Here is a 19473-nt window from a genome sequence, read left to right as displayed (position 1 = left end):
CAGATAGGAGAGATTAAAACGGTTTTAAAGAATCTAATTTATAAAAAATTAATCAATGATTGCAGATAAGTTGTAAAATTTATGTTGATATCCTTGTATTTTTTTTGATTATTCAAAATAAACCTAAATCCATGGATTTTTTACGATAAGATAACTTCATTCTGAGTAAAAACGGATCATAAAAAAAGCCTGCCCCTTTCAGGACAGACTCCAACTAAGTATGAATGTAAAATTTTAAGGCATTTTTTTGAAACCTTCCGCTTTTATTTTCCAAGTTCCATCCTTCGGAAAGCCGGGGAATTCGCCTTTTGAGCTGTCCCAACCTTCAAGCATCATGGCAACGGTTGTTAAAACACCGCCATTTCCGGGAAGATAAATTCGTAAACGACCATCTTGATAATTATGACCGTTTTTCAGGTAAGTATTGGTTTGAATATTCATGAAAAGCGCATCCAAAGCTTTGTTTGGAAGTCCCAATCTTGCTGCATTCATTGCCGTCATCGGGAAATCCCAACCCCAGGTATGTTCCCAGTTCCATCTTTCCCAAACGATATCGAGTGTGTTTTTCATGATTTTTTTATCCAATTTCGGAGATTCCGGAATCATTCCCAACGCTCCAAGAACTGCCGGGTGATCGGTCATCCATTTTGGATAAGTGAAAGAATCTTTTGCAGATTCGGTCGACAAATAAACGCCATCCTGAACCGGAAGCGGAGCCAATTTTGAAATGACATCATCCCATTTTTTATCTCTCGGCTGTCCTAATCTTTCCTTCCATTCTTGAGCAACTTTCAGTGCCCAATCCCAATATGCAACCTCATAAGTTGGATTGTAAGTATCTTTCGCAGGGAAAACTTCCTGTGCTGGAATCACACCTTTACCCAAATTATAACGTTTTTTTTCTTTATCGTAAGTGGCGAAATCTGCCATAAAATCTGCTGTTGCAAAAATCAGATCTTTATATTTTTCTAAGACTTTTTTGTCCTTTTTATCGCGATACAAAAGTTCGGTCATATAGATAAGATGCGGTTGTTCCCAGATTAAAAATGCAGCTACAGAAGATGGACTTTCATTTCCGTCATTATCAGACATTTTGATCCATCGAACACCTTTGTAGCCTTGTCTTTGGGCTAAAGCTTTTGCTTTTTCAAATGATCTGAAATAATAATCCAATTGTTTTTCCAGAATTTCAGGTCTTCCCCACAAAGCGTAGTGAACACCGTGCCACCAATGCATTTCTGTGTGCGGTTTTCCGTACCAGCTGTTGAAAGTTAAACCCGTTTCCTGTGGTGGATTGCTTCCTCCGCATTGTACTTTGGTTAAGTATTCTGATAAAACAACTCTACGTTCCAGTTCATTGGCTCTTGGGTCTGTACTTCCTTCAAAATCTACGGCAGCGCCACTTTCCCAGAAAGATTTCCATCCTGAAGTACTTTCTTTTTCAGCGTCAGTAAATAATGTTTTACTGCTTTTTGGATTTTTAGACGAAAATTCAACACTTAATTCTATTGTTTTGTTTTTAGAAGAAGGTTCGTAAACAAAATAATGTTTCCCCGCTTCGCTTAGTTTTCCTTCTGTAAAATATAATTGAGTGTAATAATCAGCACTTTGTAATTTATGTTCAATCAATCCCTGAGTTGGGTTTGATGAAATAATTTTTGTTGAATGATCTTTTTCATTGCCATAAAAAACTGCGTCATCCAAGAATTGTCCGGAAGGAGAAGGGTAGTGCGCAAAAACTTTTAATCTTTTTTGAGTAATTAAATCTGATTCAATTTTAACTCCAATTTTATCTGAATTTTGAAAAGATGCCGTCCAGACTTTTACGGGTATTCCTTCCAATGAGAATTCACTCGTAATAATTCCTGTCCACAAATCAATTTTCTGATTGATGTTCTGTAAATCTGAAATTTTGGCTTTCTGACCATCTTTTTTATACAGTTCAATCCCTACATTTCCCAACTGCAAACGATGTTGATTCACACGGTAATATTCAACTGCTTTTTTATTGCGTTCCGGTTCTTTAAGTTGAACGCTGTACAATGCTTTTCGTCCATCATTATTGAAATCGTAAGCTTTTAACGTCTCATCAAATTTATAATTTTCGGTATTCGGAAAACTGTTCCAGCCCCATTCTGACTGAGTTCCTAGAGAAACTCCATTTTTGTAAACCTCAGGAAATGACTGCATTCCGGTAATATCAACCGTGTACGCAAATTTTCCGTTTCCGACCGTCAAGGAAGATAAAGTATCAACTTTTGTATTGACGATATTATGGCGTTGAACGACTTTTTGACGGTCAATTTTCTGGGCATTGAGAGAAGAAAATCCAATGCAAAAAAGACTCAGATATATGACTAATTTCTTCATTTTTTTAATTTATTTTATGATTTAACCGCAAAAGAATCAAAAGATTTTAGCATTGAATAGATATTTAAAAGACGACAAAATAATAGATATAACATTTTATATTTTGTAAACTCTTGCAACACTTTATTTTCAAACATTTCTTTTGAAGCTTTCGTGGTAAAAAGCTTTAATTATTTTTTATTTTAAAACAGTAGCACTCATCATTCCGATGACAACATCGTTGCTTACTGCCGTTAATTTTATAGTTTTTAATTCTTTGTTCGGGTCAATAGGTAAATCCAAAATCGTTGCTGCACCTCCTTCTACAGCGCGGTCTGTAAATCCTTTGATACCTGAATATTTGCTTAAACTTCCACCTTTATATAATTCTCCTGTTTTTAATTTAACTCGGTACGGAATTTTATCATCCGGAATTTCAAAAGCATAATTATCATCAAGCAAATCCTGTTCGATCGGCCACCAATTGGTTGGATTTTTTAGTTCTAATCCTGTAGTCGAACCATCAACATATTGAACGGTAATTTTTCCATTAATAATCTGCGATTGCATCGGATTCGTAGAACCTGCCATCAGAAAATAGATTTTTTTTCCTTTTCCTGAAACTGGAATTTCAACCGACTTCGGATAATTATCCCACTGGCTCGTAAAGACAATATTTTTCTCCGAATTATCAATTAAAAAAGGAACTCCAAGAAAATCAACTTTGCCGTTTTTTCTTTTATTCATCAATCCGCTGTCGTCGATTTGAGCATTGATTAATGGATAGCACCAATTTCCAATTCCCTGCCACGGAAGTTGTAATGTCGGAACATTTAGCCTTGGCGAAAGATATTTTTGATTGAAAATTTGGGTTACGTTTTCATTATATTTTGAAGCTAATGAAATGGTGTTGAATTCTCCTTTGTTTTCAATTTCCCAATCTGTGATTTCTATATTTTGCTTAATTCCGTTATATTCAAGTTCAATAAAATTGGTTCCTTTACTTAAAATATTTTGAGGAATTTCAATTGATGTTGATTGATTTTTCTGAACTGAAAAAGTTTTATTTAAACCATTAATACTCAATTTTCCATTAATCTGATTTAATGATTTTGATTGAATTTGCAACTTTTTATTCACCCATTTTGTCTCCAAAGGATAACGGATATCTACATTTACAGGCTGCCACCATTTGGTTCCATTTTGCTCTAACTGCACGAAAAAAGTTCCTTTTCTTTCTTCTTTAATTAGTTCAAATTGATTGTCTTTTCTATTTTTAATTAATTCCTGTGGATCAAAAACTGCTTTAATCTTCTTTTTTGAATCTAAATTAAGTTGAAGGTTTTCAGAAATGTAGCTTACATAATCTGTCTTTTCATTTTTTAATACTTCTCCTGAATAACTAATTTCAATCTTAAATTCTTTTCCAATCGGAGTTTCAAACTGTAAAAAAGGTTGTGAAATAGAATTTGGGTTTATCACGAATTTCACATTTTTACCATTCACTTTCACCGATTGTATTTGAGTATAATTCACAGGAATCTGCATTTCCAAAACAACCGATTTTGAATAATTTGATTTGAAAAAATATTCAGCTTTTTTTGAGTTTCGGTTAAATTTAAATTCCCAATCAGGAAGTTTTAGCTCAGCAAAATTCCAACCTTTAGGAAAGCCTGGTTTGATACTGATTTTATTTTCTAATAATTTAGGATAAACCCCGAAAAGTCCTTCTGTTAAAGTTCTTGCAGCAACACCAATCGGGTCGGCAAAATCTCTGTACAATTCACCACGAAAAGCATCGTAATGCGACAGTTGTTCAAAGTTTCCCGGACTGATTCCGTAATACATGCTTTCTGCCAAATTGCCTTTCCAAAGTCGGTAAGCATCTTCAGTTCTACCAGCTTGCCAATATGCCAATGCGGTTTGTAAATTCTCTGCCAGAGCTACATTGTTGATCGACCAATCATATGGTTGCCAATTTGTAGTCGACAAAGTATAATAGTTTTTATCAGCTTCTCCCTTTACTTTTATCGGAATTTTCGGAATATAATTGTTGATATATTGAGTATTTTGATAATCTTCAAACTCATTTAAAATATAAGCATCCGAAACGTGATAAATTGACCAAATTCCGGGTTTGTCATGAAGAATTTGATTGCCTAAAGTGTCTTTATATTCAGCGAAATATCCTTTGTTTTTAATCCAAAGTTGATTTTTCATGGCGTTCAAAATCGATTCAGCTTCTTTTTCGTAAGGTTGAGGATTTTCGCCAATAATTTTCGCCAATTTTGCCATTTCGCGGTTGGCTCTGTAATTATAGGCAGAAGTATGAGTAACTTTTCCACCCGAATATTGTAACGCATCACTTGCCCAAATTGCGGCATAAGCATCGTAAAGATCACCTCTTTTGAAATTTCGTTTTTCCCAATCCATGTGACGAACCATCGTTGGCCACATTTTTTTTAAAAACTCAACGTCTCCGGTGTAATTGAAATGAGAAAATATCTGATCAAAGAAAACCAAATTCATATCATAATGATGTGGTTTTGAATTGTCATTTGGATTCCTCGAAATATATCCGCTTGAAAATACAGAATTTCCTATTTTTTCAGCATGTCGAGCTAAATGGAGTAAAGTATCCATCTCAACAGGTGCGAAATCTGGTTTCAAAACCTGAGAATTTGAATAACTTTCAAAATGTTCTTTTGCACGGTCGTGCCAACTGAGAGCGTCTGCGACATAAGCACCACGCCACGCATTTAACCGCATTCTCCACGCTACAGCGCCGTGAAGATAGGTTGGACTTTCCCAAATTCCGTCTGCAGCAACGGCTAAAGTTGCCCCAAAATTATTTAAATCCGAATCGGGAGTTTTTAACTGAACTCGATTGGTTAAATTTAAACGAGATTGTTCAGATTCGTTAAAAATATTCTTTAACTCTTCGTCTGAAAAATATTTATCTGATTTTCCTTTTGCAATTTGAATGTAAACAGGATTTTTTTCTGCCGAATATGAAGCGTAAATTATCGGAGATTGTTCATTTTTATTGTGAGTAAACTCATCAAGTTTTTCTAAAGTTTTTGCATCAGTGAATTGAAGAGAATTGACATTTGAAAAACTTCCGTTAACGATTTGAGTTTCTTTTTTCTTGTTTAAATAATTTAATTGAAACTGATTTTTACTGATTTTATATTCATTAATTAGACAATATTCAGGCAACAGATAAAATCCTGATTCTGGATCTGCTCCAATATCGCCGTTTCTACTGAATGTTGTTCCGCTCGCTCCGCCATAAACAGCGTAGATTTTTGTTGAAGAATCTACATTTTCTGTTTCCATTTTTAAAACTAAACCTTCTTCTTTGGATTGTGCTAAAACGGTTAGTTTTAAAGTTCCAAATCCAAGAATCGGATCTTTAATATTGTAAAGCATTGATCCCGGACGATAACGGGTTTCAATCCTTTCTGCATTAATCAATTTTTTAATGGAATTCCCTTTTTGAATAACGAACTGAAGATTTCCGCCCATTCCGGGAAGATACAGCGCGAATTCCGGTAAATCTCCGGCTTCGACTCTTGAAGCTCGGTTGTCTCCATACAAAGCTCGGTTGAAACGGTATTTTCCATTAACCAATAAAAAATCACCTTTATCTTCCTTATAATGCAGTTCTCTCTCATTGTTCTGCCAATGTTTTGATTGGGAAAATGAAAGTGAATAGGCAGATAAAATGATACAACCTGCTAAAATGGATTTTCTTCGCATTTTATTTAAAATTGGTTAAAGGTTTTCCGTTAACAGTTACGTTTTTCAACGTCACATTTTTCAAGAAATCAACTTTATATGGTATCTCAACGCCATTCATTTTGGCATTGATCATGGTGAAATCTGTTATCGGCGAAGATTCGTAAGCATCAGAAAGAACGGCATATTTTCCACCTTTTTCTACCTGTAAATTTTCTACCCAAATGTTTCTGATGGTCGGAATAAAATTACCGGGTTTTTCATAATGCATGTTGAAACGTACGGCTGCTTCTTTATACGCGCCAACTTTTGTATTGTAGAAAAATACGTTCTCAATGATTCCACCGCGGCTTGAACTAGTTTTAATTCTTAAAGCTCGGTCAAGATTTTTACTGTCCATCACATTTCCTATGGCGTAAATGTTTTTTGCTCCGCCTGCAATTTCGCTTCCGATGACAACGCCACCGTGCCCGTCTTTCATTTCACAGTTTTCGATGATGTGATTTTCTGCGGGTTTCCCGATACCTCTTCCATCTTCATCTCTTCCGGATTTTATGGCAATACAATCATCTCCGGTATCGAAATAAGAATCTTTAATCCAGACATTTTTACAGGCTTCAGGATCAAAACCGTCGTTATTAGGGCCATGACTGATTATCTTTACTCTTTCAATTAAAACATTTTCACAAAGAACAGGATTCAAATTCCACATTGGAGAGTTTTTAACTAAAACATCCGCCATGTAGAAATTTTTACTTTTATAAGGCTGAACAAAATTGGGTCTCAGATAATGTCCATCGCCAAAAATTCTTTCTCTCGGATCTTTTTTTGCGGCCATATATTCGTGAAGTTTTGCACGAGCTGGATTTTGTCTTCCGGGACGGGATTCGTTGTAACCATATTGTTTGGCTCCACACCAAAACCACCAATGGTCATTGTCCGAATTTCCGTCTAATGTTCCTTTTCCGGTTATGGCAATATTTTCTTCTTCGTAAGCGTAAATTAGGGATGAATAATTCATACATTCCATTCCTTCCCATCTTGTAAATACGATCGGATAGTCATTGCTATCTTGGCTAAATAAGATAATTGATCCTTCACTTACATACAGATTGACATTACTTTTTAAATAAATAGCACCCGTCAGAAAAACTCCTTTTGGAACTACAACTCTTCCTCCGCCTTCTGAATTACATTTTTCGATTGCTTTCTTAAATGCTTCTGTATTTTTTGTCTTTCCGTCGCCAATGGCACCAAAATCAGTAATGAGATAGTCTTGTTTTCTGAAATTTGGCTTTACAATTTGTTTTTTTAACGCATCAATTTCTTTTAAAGGCTGTTGTGCTGAAGTCCAAGGTTTATATTGAGCCGAAAAAGGGATCGATATCAATAGTAAAAGACAGAATAAAGCATATTTTTTCATAATGATGGAGTTGTATAGTTTAAGGAAGACTATTTTAAATAATTTTCTTTATTTATTGCAATCTAAAATAATTGTGATAAAAAATTATCCTGCACTGTCGGTATTATAAAATTTTTTTCAATGTTTTAATTAAAAAAATATATCAGGGAATATAAATCAAAGTAAAAATATAGATTCTTTACATTCTATTTCGAGTTTCGGAGGTAGATTTCCAAATACATCAAATTCAAATGTAAAGTACGGAAATGATCTTTCAGATTTCAGCAGAACTGACCGAAATAGTAGACAAAAAGAGTCGAAATTGAATATTTAGAAAATAGCTGCATTTATATTGTTGTTGATATTGATTGCATCGTATTCCTGCTATTTTGTTTCTGTATGCAGTGGAAAAGATTTTGAAATTCAACTTGGAGAACTCAAAAATTGGTAAAATTGAAAGCGAATTTTTAAAGAATAAAAACCTCATTTTCTTGATTAATATTTAAAAATAAGATCGGCTTGAAGTCTTATTTCAAGCCGTTTTTAATATTACTTTTTCCTCCCATACATCAAAATCCTCTTAAAAGAATAAATAGCCGGAAGTTTCGGAAAATTCTTTGCAATTCTTTGTTTAAATTCTGCTGTAAAAGATTTCTGTTGCTCCTCATCCAATTTTTCCAAATAAGGTATCAAAGCTGATCCTGAAATAAAATTAAATAAAGTCTCATGATCTTTGGCGATGATTGGATAAACTTTTTGTGAAAGATTCAACTCTTCAATTCCATTCTCAAATAAAATCTGGGCGTATTCATCGATCGTGAGAACTGCAGAAGGACGATTCCAACTGTTTAATTGTGACTTAAAAGGTTCTTCATCAGCCATTTCAAACAAAATTTGATTAAGAATATTTCCCGGTTGATAAGGCATTTGAACGGCTAACTGACCGTCAGTTTTCAATTTCGATATCAATTTCGGAAACAAAGTTTGATGATCGTCAGACCATTGCAAAGCAGCATTGCTGAAGATGAGATCCCAATTTTTATCACGATTCAAAATTTCTTCGGTGGTTGCTTTTTGGAAATGAAGACGGTCATTTTCAAGCGTTTTAGATTTTTCCAACATTTCACTTGAAGAATCAATTCCAACAAATGTTGCGTTTGGAAATTTCTCTGTAAGAATGGCGGTCTGTTCGCCTGTTCCACAACCGAGATCAATCGCTTTCATGTTTTTTTCATCTTTAATAAGATCAGCAAGATCAAAAAATGGTTTGAAACGAATATTTTTAAATTGATTATAAATGTCAGGATTCCAAGGCATAATTTGTAGATTTTAGGTGGATTCAATTTAATAATTTTAGAATAAATTGAAGAATTTTAAATATTAAAAAAGACTTAAATTAATGTTGGAATTTGAATGATCTAGAACATAAATGAAGCAAAAATTATGATTCTTTCTTATTTTAGCAGAATGAAAATACAAATCATCAGCGACTTGCACCAAGAATTTGGATTAACCGATCTGTTTTTTGATAATGCTGATTTGGTCGTACTCGCTGGCGATGTAAATTTGGGAACAAAAGGAATTGAATGGATAAAAACTAAAATTCCACACAAACCCGTAATTTACGTGTTGGGAAATCATGAATATTATAAAGGTTCTTACCCAAAAACGTTGAATAAAATAAAGTCTGCTGCTCAAGATTCCAATGTTTTTGTGCTTGAAGATTCTTTCGTAGATATTGATGGAATTCGTTTTCATGGCGCAACATTGTGGACAGATTTTTCAATATTCGGAAATCCAATGCATTACGGGATGATCTGTCAGCCCAAAATGAATGATTATAAAAAGATAACACGCGATCCTTCTTATTCAAAATTAAGAACAATTGATACTTTTAAAATTCATCAATTTTCAAAATTATGGTTACAGGAAAGCCTTGAGAATTCAAAAGGGTTGAAAAATATTGTGGTTACTCATCATGCGCCAAGTATTCAGTCTGTTCCCGAGCAGTATAAAAAAGATCCGATAACCTCAGCATATGCCTCAAACCTTGAAGATTTTATTACAGAACATCAACCTTTATATTGGATTCATGGACATATTCACACGCCTTGCAGATATAAAATTGGAGAAACGGAGATCATTTGTAATCCTCATGGTTATATCGATGAAAAATACAATGGCTACGATAAAGAATTGATGATTGAGATTTAATTAAAATTTTAAGATGATGTTAAAGTAAAATAAAATCTGTTGCGTCTATTACGATGAAGCAGGTTTTTAAAAATTATCATCATGAAAAATACAAATATACACGAGGGAATTATACTCATTCCAGACTTCAATGGGTTTACAGAATTTGTATTCAATACAAAATTGTATACAGGTCAATATATTGTAAGAGAGTTACTTTCCACTTTGTTGGAGGTGAATGATCAACATTTTGATATTTCTGAGATCGAGGGTGATGCTATTTTATTTTATAAATATGATTCGAAACCATCGATTCAAACTGTTTCAAAATTGCTTAATAAAATGAGGAATGCTTTTAACAGAAAAGTGAAAGAGTTAAGCGAAGTTTTGAATACTTCCATCGATTTGTCATTAAAATTCATTGTTAATTATGGTAAATTTTCACAATATACTCTCGGAAATTTCAAGAAATTGTACGGTCCAACGGTAGTAGAAGCCCATCAATTACTTAAAAATAACTTTGCAGGACAGCCTTCTTATGCCTTATTCAGCAATTCTTTTCTGGATAAGACGAATGATTTTGAGAACGGTGCTAATGGTCAGTTATATTTACCGGAGGTGGGTGTTATTCAGTATTTTGAAAAAATAAAACAGCATATTTAAATTTTTCTTTACAAATTTCTTATTACAGACGTTCGAATAAATTTGGACGTTTTTTGTTTTAAAGATGTTAATTTTATCTATTCTTTATTAATATTTTACAGTAACTAATCTTTGTGTTTTTATAACGTAAAAGTGAATTTCAATAAGCCTGAATTTTTTTCACGATTTGGTGTAACATAACTTCAATGATAAGTGTCTTATACATGAAACTCAATTTTTACATGAAAATATTATTAGCTCCAATCGCTTTATTAATAGGTTCCTTAGTTTTTGCCCAGACCGCGAAAAAAGATACCATTAAAGGAAAAGATATAGAAGCTGTTGTTATCACTGCCAAAAAACCTACCGTAGAATCTAAGGTTGACAGAACGATTTTTAATGTTGCCAACAGCTCGATCGTTGCAGGAAATACAACCTGGGATGTACTTAGAATGACACCTTTGGTGAGCATTGACAATAATGACGCAATAAAAGCGGAAGGAGAATCCGTAACAGTATACATCAACGACAGAAAATCTGTTTTTAAAGGCAAAGAATTAAAGGAATATCTTGCGACCATTCCCGCAGATAATCTTTTGAAAATCGAAGTCATTACAAGTCCGTCTTCACGTTATGAAAGCGCTGGATCTGTCATCAATATCGTCCTAAAAAAGCGTGATGATGAAGGATTGAAAGGAAGCGCTACCTTCAATAACAGACAAAATAGAAAGAACTCACAATATACCAATCTGAATCTTAATTATCACAAGAAAAAATTCACCCAAACGGTGATTGGTAGCTATAGTGATAATACCTATGTTCAGCAAAACTCGATCTTCAATACATTGTATGAAAACAATAAAATTACCCAGATAGAAAGTGAAAGCATCTATAAAAATAGAAGTCCGTCTCTTTCCTCAACTTCCGAGTTTGAACTGAATGATAAAAACAATATCGGACTTATTCTTGAATATTACCAAAGCAAGACATCTTCTACTTCTGATGCAAGCGGAATGAATTTTAATAAGGATGGTCTTCAAGATTCTTATATCCAAAATCAAAGTTCAAACGGGCTTAACCGAACGGTAGGAACCAACCTTTTTTATAAATATTACGACAAAGAGAAAAATAAAATTTTAGATATTAACGTCGGAACTAATTACAATTCTCAGGAAGATAACAGCTTTTTTGTGAAAGATATCAGTACGAATCCTATAGCGAATGAATTAGGAATTAATTCTAATAATGAGATGCGAAATTACTATCTGAAAGTAGACTACACGCAGCCGTTAGGAAAATCGGGAGCTACATTTGAAGTTGGCGGAAAAATGGATTTTAATAATAACGTTATTCCAAACAGTCTTTATGGAAATAATCTTGACATCGACCTTCGTACAAATGATATTTTCCGTTATAGTGATAATATTAATTCCCTTTATGCAAATTATAGTAAAACTTTCTTTAAAAAGTTAGAAACGAGAATAGGACTTCGTTACGAACACATCGATTTTAAAGTACGTGAAGACGTAGCCGGAACTTACAGAAAAGATTCCTATGGAACTTTTTTGCCTAATTTATTGTTAAAATATTCTTTCTCTGATAAATATGATCTGAGTGTAACCTATAACCGAAATATTTGGCGTCCTTGGTACTCGGAATTTAATCCGTTTCTTGTTCCCAATAATGACGGAATTTATACACGAGGAAATATGGATCTGGAGCCCAATCCAAGCGACAGAGTGGTCATGAAACTAGGCGTTTTTAAGAAATATTTCCTTTCTGCAAGGTACATGTTTACAAAACAGGATTACTGGACAACCTATGATGAAGAAAATAATAAAACAGTTTCATATCCCGGAAATTTCCCTGGAAAAGTAGAAAAATACTATCTTTTTGCAAGTACCAATCAAACTTTTCTTAAAAATAAACTGAGCGTAAATGTAGGTTTCGGATGGTATTATATTGATAACAGCGATTTTAATAAAAAGAACGGACTTATTAAAGAAGATGGTTCAGGTCCTAAAAGTTATATCAGCTATTGGGGTGGCTCTACCAATCTGTCATACACCAATCTGTTTAATAAAAACATTAATTTGAGTGCTTGGGTTGAACTTGCTAATCAGAATAATGGAAATTCTTTGGCCAACAGAACAAACATTTTCCACAATATTTCGATAACCAAGATTTTCCCGAAAACACAGATGGAAGCCAGTGTACAGCTAATGAATATTTTCCAGAGACCTAATTTTGATTCTACGACTTTCAGTCCAAAAGGAACTTTCAAAAACTCCTCACAATCTGATTGGTACGGAGTTTCTCTTACCTTCGTAAAACGTTTCGGAAACCAAAAAGTAAAAGACAATACCAAAACCGATGTTGAGAAAAACGGAGGTGGCGGAAAGTAATTTTTTTTAGTCTAAAATATTTTCAATTTAAAAGTGACAGAAGTAATTCGGTCACTTTTTTTGATTTAGATTAAAATTGTTGATAGTATCATTTGATAAATAGGAGCGGACTTTAGTCCGCTTTTCTTTTACATAACAACTTAGGCTTTAGCCAAAATTTAAAATGAACTCAAGCCTTTGAAAACCTCTACTATTACTTATTCATTTAGTTTGTCATTCCGTAGGAATCTATATTTAGCTTTTAAGTATAGCTGTTGAGATTCTTCCAGAATGACAAAGATGATGTGTTATTTTATTAATGAAAAAGCTCAGATTCCAATCAGAATCTGAGCTTTACATTTTATTTTTAATAATGAAATTGCTTACTTCAACGTAAACTTCACTTTTGTTTTAATCGCATCAGAAGAATTTCCGATTAACGCTTCAAAATCTCCCGGTTCTGCAACCCAGTCGTGTTTCGCTGCATCAAAGAAACTCAACGCTGTTTTATCAATTGTAAAAGTCACTTCTTTTTCTTCTCCGGGATTTAAAAATACTTTTTCAAAACCTTTTAATTCTTTTGTAGGTCTTTCAACAGAAGATTTTAAATCAGAAATATACAATTGAGCAACCTCAGCACCGGCTTTTTTTCCTGTGTTTTTAACAGAAACCTTGAATGTGATTTTATCGTCTTGAGAAATTGTTGTTTTATCAGCTTTAGCCTTTCCAAATTCGAATGTTGTATAGCTTAAACCATGACCAAAACTGAATAAAGGTTTGATCTTTTTTGTGTCATGCCAACGGTATCCAACAAAAATTCCTTCATTATAAGTAATATTGATTGGATTTTGCTGATCTTTTCCTTTTCCGGCAGCCAGTTCTTCCTTATTTCCAGGATATTCTCCTAGTGTATGAGCAGAATTATCTTCCAGCTTCACGGGGAAAGAAAATGGCAATTTTCCTGATGGATTGGCGTCACCTGCCAACACGGAAGCGATAGAATTACCTGCTTCAGAACCCAAATACCAAGACTGAATAATTGTCGGAACCTCCTTTACCCAAGGCATTGCCACTGCATTTCCTGAAACCAGAACTACAGCAAGATTTTTATTTGCTTTAGCCAAAGCAGCAATCACATTATCCTGATTGTAAGGTAATCCGTAGCTTTTTCTGTCGTTTCCTTCGCTGTCCTGGAAGTCGGCTTTATTTAATCCGCCAACGAAAATTACATAGTCAGATTTTTTTGCCAATTCTACAGCTTCATTTAATAATTCTGCTTCAGAACGAGTGTCTTTTAAGTCTTGTCCAGATTTTACGCCATTATATTCTCCGCCAATATCTCCAACATATCCTCTTGCATATTGCACATCAGATTGTTTCCCGAATCTTGCTTTAATTCCGTCTAAAGGTAGGGTTTCATATTTCACTTTTAATGAAGATGAACCACCGCCAACAGTCATGATTTTAATGGCATTTTCACCGATAACAGCAATTTTTTTAGCCTTATTAATATCGATTGGAAGAACGTTTCCTTGATTTTTCAATAAAACAATACCTTCTTCACCGATTTCTTTAGCAACAGCTTTATGTTCCTCAGAAGCTACATTTCCGAAAGGTTTGTTTCGGTTCATTGTCGTTTTGTAGGCAAGATTTAAAAGCCTTGTTACTTTATCGTCAAGTTCTTTTGTGCCGACTTTTCCTGATTTAATCAGATCTAAATAAGGTTTTGCTAAATAGTAATTATCGTACGCATTTTTTGTTCCTGCAGAAAGTCCGTTTGTCCAGCTTCCGAATTCAAGATCCAATCCATTGTGGATGGCTTGTTCAGTATTGTTTACGGCTCCCCAATCGGAAACGACAACGCCTTTGTATTTCCATTCTCCTTTTAAAATATCATTTAAAAGATATTGATTTTGGCTTGCATACTGACCTTTGTACATGTCGTAAGCACCCATGATGGTCCAAGACTCTCCTTCTGTAACCGCAGCTTTGAAAGGCGGAAGATAAATCTCATACAAAGTTCTGTCATCAATTTTCACATTGCTTGTATGGCGGAACATTTCCTGATTATTAAGAGCATAATGTTTCACAGAAGTCGCCACACCGTTTGATTGCACACCTTTAATGTAAGGAACAACCATTTTTGAGGTTAAATAAGGATCTTCACCCATGTATTCGAAATTTCTTCCGTTCAAGGGTGTTCTGTAAATGTTTACTCCAGGCCCCAAAAGGATATCTTTCTTTCTGTAACGGGCTTCTTCACCAAGAGCTTTACCGTAATTCCATGACATTTTTTTATTCCATGTAGCGGAAAGAGCGGTCAGAGCAGGGTAGGCGATGATAGAGTCGTTCGTCCAGCCGGCTTGGTTCCATTCGTCCCACATTACTTCGGGACGTACACCGTGAGGGCCGTCTGTTGTCCAGAATTCAGGAATTCCCAATCTTGGAACTCCGGGAGAACTGAACTTCGACTGTGCGTGAAGCATCGCCACTTTTTCTTCCAACGTCATTCTGGAAAGCGCATCCTGAACGCGTTGTTCAACTGGTTTGGATTCATCCAAATAAACGGGTAGAGTTGTATTTTGAGCCATAGAATAAGCAGAAATAAGAGTGAATAAACTTACGATGGCAGTTTTCTTTAACATAAAAAACCTTTTTATTGATTCGTAACAAAATTAAGGAAAATATTTATTATCTCAAATTGAGAAAATATAATTTTTGCATAAATGGTTATTTATAATCAATTATTAATTAAAAATATGCAGGTTTTTAACTGAAGTAAGTTTTGGAAAAAAATTAGGTTCAAATAAAAAAAGCATCATTTTGGAAAATAAATTTCTAAAACGATGCCTCGGTATATAATAATAGAATATGTGTAATGTGAATGGTCAATTCTGAAGTGTCAATCGCTAATTTTACAGTATTATGGAAAAATTGACTTATTGACTACTCACAATTGACCTTTTCGCTACCAACCTTTAACAGCTCCGCCTTTGAAAATTTCTTCGGCTTTCTTCACAACTTCGTCAGATTGATAAGCTTTCAGGAAATTTTTAACCTTTTCATCGTTTTTATTATCCTCTCTTGAAACCACAAGATTTACATAAGGAGAATCTTTATCTTCTTTAAAAATCCCGAATTTAGTTTCATCCAATCCAGCCTGAGCTGCAAAATTGTTATTAATAATCGCAATTACAACTTCTTTATCATCCAAAACTCTTGGCAATTGTGGAGCTTCGATTTCTACAATTTTTAGCTGTTTAGGGTTATCAACAATGTCGGTGACTTTAGGCAGTAAACCAATTCCTTCTTTTAATTTTACTAATCCGTTTTTCTGTAAAAGAAGCAATGAGCGGCCACCATTTGTAGGATCATTTGGGATAACAATCGTACTTCCGTTTTGAAGCTCGTTGATATTTTTAATCTTTTTTGAATACGCCACGATCGGATAAAGGAAAGTATTTCCGACAATGGACAATTTATACCCTCTCTGTTTTGATTGCTCATTTAAATAAGGTGCGTGCTGAAAAGCATTAGCATCAATATCTCCATTATTCAGCGCTTCATTTGGAACTACATAATCATTGAAAGAAACGAGCTCAACTTCAAGGTTGTATTTTTCTTTAGCAACTTTTTTTGCTACTTCGGCAATTTCCTGTTCCGGACCTGATGTGATACCGACTTTAATGAAATTCGGATCTTCTTTTTTTGGTGAATTACAAGCTGTGAATAACAGCAAACCAGCTGCTAGAAAGCTTAAAATCTTTATTTTTTTCATTGTAAATTATTTTCTTTAATTATATTTTTTTGTTTTAAACGCAAAGGCGCAAAGGTTTCTAATCTTTATGCGGATTTAAGGCGCAAGAAAATCTTAGATTTTCAATATAAAACACTAGATTTTGTATACACAATCAATTTTATCGAAGATAAAATCCTTGCGCCTTAAAACATTTATTATTTATTTTTTGCACCTTTGCGTTTAACTAAACTCAACGGTGATCAAATATTTTCGCCAATTTATCACCCGAAAACTGAATGATAAACACGATAGCCACCAATAAACCTAATACAAGATTCATAATAACAGCATCATAGCCAATGTATCCATATTGGTAACCAATTTGTCCCAATCCGCCTGCACCAACAGCTCCGCCCATTGCAGAATATCCGACTAAGGTGATCAAAGTGATAGTTGCATTGTTAATTAATGACGGAAGTGCTTCGGGAAGCAAAACTTTTTTAATGATTTGAAATGGAGTAGCACCTAAAGCTCTGGCAGTTTCAATTAAACCGGCCGGAACTTCAAGTAAACTGTTTTCAACTAATCTTGCAATAAATGGCGCTGCACCAATACTTAACGGAACCAATGCTGCATTTACTCCAATAGATGTTCCCACCAAAGTTCTTGTGAAAGGAATCATCCAAACAATCAAAATAATGAAAGGAATGGAACGGAAAATATTAACCAAAACAGATAAAATCCTGTTATAATATACATTTTCCAAAAGTTGCCCTTTTCTTGTCATAAATAAAAGAATCCCGAGAGGAAGACCTAAAACAAATCCAAAAAATCCTGAAACAAAAGTCATATAAATTGTTTCCCAAACTCCTTTCGACAAAAGCGAAATTACCGTATCACTAAGCATAACCTTTTACTGTATTTTGAATTTTATTCTGATTAAAATAATAGATTGCTTTTTGGTTTTCTTCTTCTTCCCCTTGAAGTTGCAATAATAATTTCCCGAAATTTGAATCACCAAGATATTCTACATCAGCTTTCAAAAGCTTGTATGGAATTTTATATTTGTCATAGATTATTGAAAGAAGATTTTCAACAGATATATGTTCGTCAATTTCGATTTCAACAAGTGGAAATAATCCCGCTTGTGGGTCTTTTTGTAGTTTTTTATTAAGTTCTTGCGGTATAGTCATAACACCTGAGTTTAAAAATTGTTTGATGATCGGATTGTTTTTATTAGAGATGATCTCGCTTAAAGTTCCTTTGGCTAAAAGTTTTCCTTTGTCTATCACTGCGACGTGGTTACAGATCGATTTGATAACTTCCATTTCGTGAGTAATCAATAAAATGGTAATTCCCAACCTTTGATTAATATCCCTCAATAACTGTAAAATTGATTGAGTTGTCGCAGGATCCAACGCACTTGTTGCTTCGTCACAAAGCAGGAGATACGGATCGTTTGCAAGCGCTCTTGCGATGGCAACTCTTTGTTTTTGTCCGCCCGAAAGACTTTTAGGATAATCGTTGGCTTTGTCTTCCAATCCTACGATTTTCAGTAATTCGTTTACTTTATTTTGAATGTCCGATTTATTATTGTTATCTAATTCTAAAGGAAGCGCCACATTTTCAAAAACGGTTCTTGAAGAAAGCAGATTAAAATGCTGGAAAATCATCCCGATTTTTTTTCGCTCTTTTGCTAATTGTCTTGAATTTAATTTCGTAAAATCATTTCCATTAATAATAATTTGTCCCTGATCTGGTTTTTCCAATAAATTCACTATTCTTATCAGGGTACTTTTCCCTGCTCCGGAAAAACCGATGATTCCTACAATATCTCCTTGTTCAACATTTATACTTACATCATCAAGCGCCTTAAAAGACTGCTTTTTCTGATGAAATGTTTTTGAGATGTTCTTTATTTCTATCATTTTTTTACTTAAAACTTTTATATAGGTTGATAAGGTCTGCTATTTCTGTTCACGTGTCTTATCACTCTTCTGATTTTTACTTTCGATCGTTTTGAAAGTTTGAAATATTTGGTAATATTAGTAAGGAGAACTCCAATTAATATGACTGATAAACCATATAACTGGCTTCCGTTGATCGTTTGATTAGCAATAATCCAGCCAGAAATCACCGTTACGATTGGATTTATATAGGTGTGCGTACTTACCAAAGCTGCCGGTTTTACAGATAACAGCCAGATATAGGAAAGATATGCGACAATAGATCCGAAGAAAATCAAAAATAGTAACCCCAGCCATGCTGATAATGGAATTCCTGTGATCGAAAAATGATTCCATTCTTTTCTGAAAAAAGCAATGATGAAAGATGCAATTCCTGCAATGATCAGCTGTTGCGCAATATTCATAAAAGTAGAGTGGCTCGCCGGATTTTTCTTAGAATATAAAGATCCCAAAACCCATGTTACTGAACTTATTGCTAAGACAATAAATGCCGTGATTCTAACAGATTCACTTACGGTTGAGTGATGAGCGTTAGAATTAACACTTCCTTTTAGAAACAAAATCAACCCAATAAAACCTATCGCTAAACCTATCGGAATAAATTTATCCGAGAAATAGTATTTCCAGTTTTTCTTATCAATCGCGATGAACCAAAATGGCCCCGTTGCAATGGTGATCGCAGCTTCGGAAGCGGTGACGTATTGTTCGCCCCAGGCTACAAGTCCGGTTCCTCCGGTAAGAATTAAAATTCCTGTGATGCCGTTTTTTCGCCAGTTAATCACAGAATTGGCTTTTTCACCTTTTGCGGTAAGATAGCCCAACATTAATATTCCCGCTGCTAAAAATCTAAAACCAGAAAGTATAAAAGGAGGAAATCCTTTTAACCCGAAAGAGATTGCTAAAAATGTAATTCCCCAGATTACATAAATATTCGTAAATGCAATCGGGATCAGCCAGTTATTTTTAGAGTGAGTCATTGTTAGTTATGTTTTTTGATGTTGTTTTTTTGAAATAAAAAAGGCCCTACAACGTGGTAAGGCCTTTAAAAATATGTCA

12 protein-coding genes are annotated in these 19473 nt (G+C 34.2%); 3 read left to right on the top strand and 9 right to left on the bottom strand.

The annotated features are described in order from the left end of the window. Positions 1-234 precede the first annotated feature (234 nt). From AC1Q7L_RS19105 to AC1Q7L_RS19090, 4 genes are all read right to left on the bottom strand, one after another. Positions 235-2370, bottom strand: coding sequence for a hypothetical protein (locus AC1Q7L_RS19105; RefSeq protein WP_492307326.1), 2136 nt, complete (start codon positions 2368-2370; stop codon positions 235-237). 177 nt (positions 2371-2547) lie between these two features. Next, positions 2548-6111: a DUF4450 domain-containing protein gene (locus AC1Q7L_RS19100; protein ID WP_492307327.1), complete on the bottom strand. Its 3564-nt coding sequence runs from the start codon at positions 6109-6111 to the stop codon at positions 2548-2550. A gap of 1 nt (position 6112) precedes the next feature. Continuing rightward, a complete protein-coding gene (locus tag AC1Q7L_RS19095) occupies positions 6113-7513 on the bottom strand; it encodes a glycoside hydrolase family 28 protein (protein WP_492307328.1) in 1401 nt (466 codons plus the stop codon). Between the two features lie 528 nt (positions 7514-8041). Then, positions 8042-8809 (bottom strand): methyltransferase domain-containing protein, encoded by a 768-nt coding sequence (locus AC1Q7L_RS19090; RefSeq protein WP_492307329.1) that lies wholly within the window; start codon positions 8807-8809, stop codon positions 8042-8044. A gap of 150 nt (positions 8810-8959) precedes the next feature. Here AC1Q7L_RS19090 and AC1Q7L_RS19085 point away from each other — a divergent pair, with 150 nt between their 5' ends. The 3 genes from AC1Q7L_RS19085 (at position 8960) to AC1Q7L_RS19075 (ending at position 12732) form a co-directional block, all read left to right on the top strand. Beyond that, complete coding sequence (locus AC1Q7L_RS19085; RefSeq protein ID WP_492307330.1) at positions 8960-9706, top strand: metallophosphoesterase; 747 nt, start codon at positions 8960-8962, stop codon at positions 9704-9706. An 81-nt stretch (positions 9707-9787) separates the two neighbouring features. After that, positions 9788-10348, top strand: coding sequence for a DUF2652 domain-containing protein (locus AC1Q7L_RS19080; protein WP_492307331.1), 561 nt, complete (start codon positions 9788-9790; stop codon positions 10346-10348). Between the two features lie 221 nt (positions 10349-10569). Then, entirely contained in the window at positions 10570-12732 is a 2163-nt protein-coding gene (locus tag AC1Q7L_RS19075; RefSeq protein WP_492307332.1) for an outer membrane beta-barrel protein, read from the top strand. 362 nt (positions 12733-13094) lie between these two features. Here AC1Q7L_RS19075 and AC1Q7L_RS19070 read toward each other — a convergent pair whose 3' ends face one another. The 5 genes from AC1Q7L_RS19070 to AC1Q7L_RS19050 form a co-directional block, all read right to left on the bottom strand. Further along, entirely contained in the window at positions 13095-15356 is a 2262-nt protein-coding gene (locus AC1Q7L_RS19070) for a glycoside hydrolase family 3 C-terminal domain-containing protein (RefSeq protein WP_492307333.1), read from the bottom strand. A gap of 323 nt (positions 15357-15679) precedes the next feature. Then, the gene (metQ, locus tag AC1Q7L_RS19065; RefSeq protein ID WP_492307334.1) at positions 15680-16489 is read right to left on the bottom strand and encodes a methionine ABC transporter substrate-binding lipoprotein MetQ; all 810 of its coding nucleotides are present in this window, start codon (positions 16487-16489) and stop codon (positions 15680-15682) included. A 211-nt stretch (positions 16490-16700) separates the two neighbouring features. After that, the gene (gene metI, locus AC1Q7L_RS19060; RefSeq protein WP_492307335.1) at positions 16701-17357 is read right to left on the bottom strand and encodes a methionine ABC transporter permease MetI; all 657 of its coding nucleotides are present in this window, start codon (positions 17355-17357) and stop codon (positions 16701-16703) included. Further along, complete coding sequence (locus AC1Q7L_RS19055) at positions 17350-18378, bottom strand: methionine ABC transporter ATP-binding protein (RefSeq protein WP_492307336.1); 1029 nt, start codon at positions 18376-18378, stop codon at positions 17350-17352. Before AC1Q7L_RS19055 ends, metI begins: the two co-directional genes overlap by 8 nt. Before the next feature lie 17 nt (positions 18379-18395). Then, positions 18396-19394, bottom strand: coding sequence for an EamA family transporter (locus tag AC1Q7L_RS19050; protein ID WP_492307337.1), 999 nt, complete (start codon positions 19392-19394; stop codon positions 18396-18398). Positions 19395-19473: the final 79 nt, after the last annotated feature.

The organism is Chryseobacterium sp. GW823-FHT05E08 (genome assembly GCF_058795655.1).
Note: the sequence above shows the minus strand (reverse complement) of the source record. Positions and strands in the feature narration are given on the sequence as shown.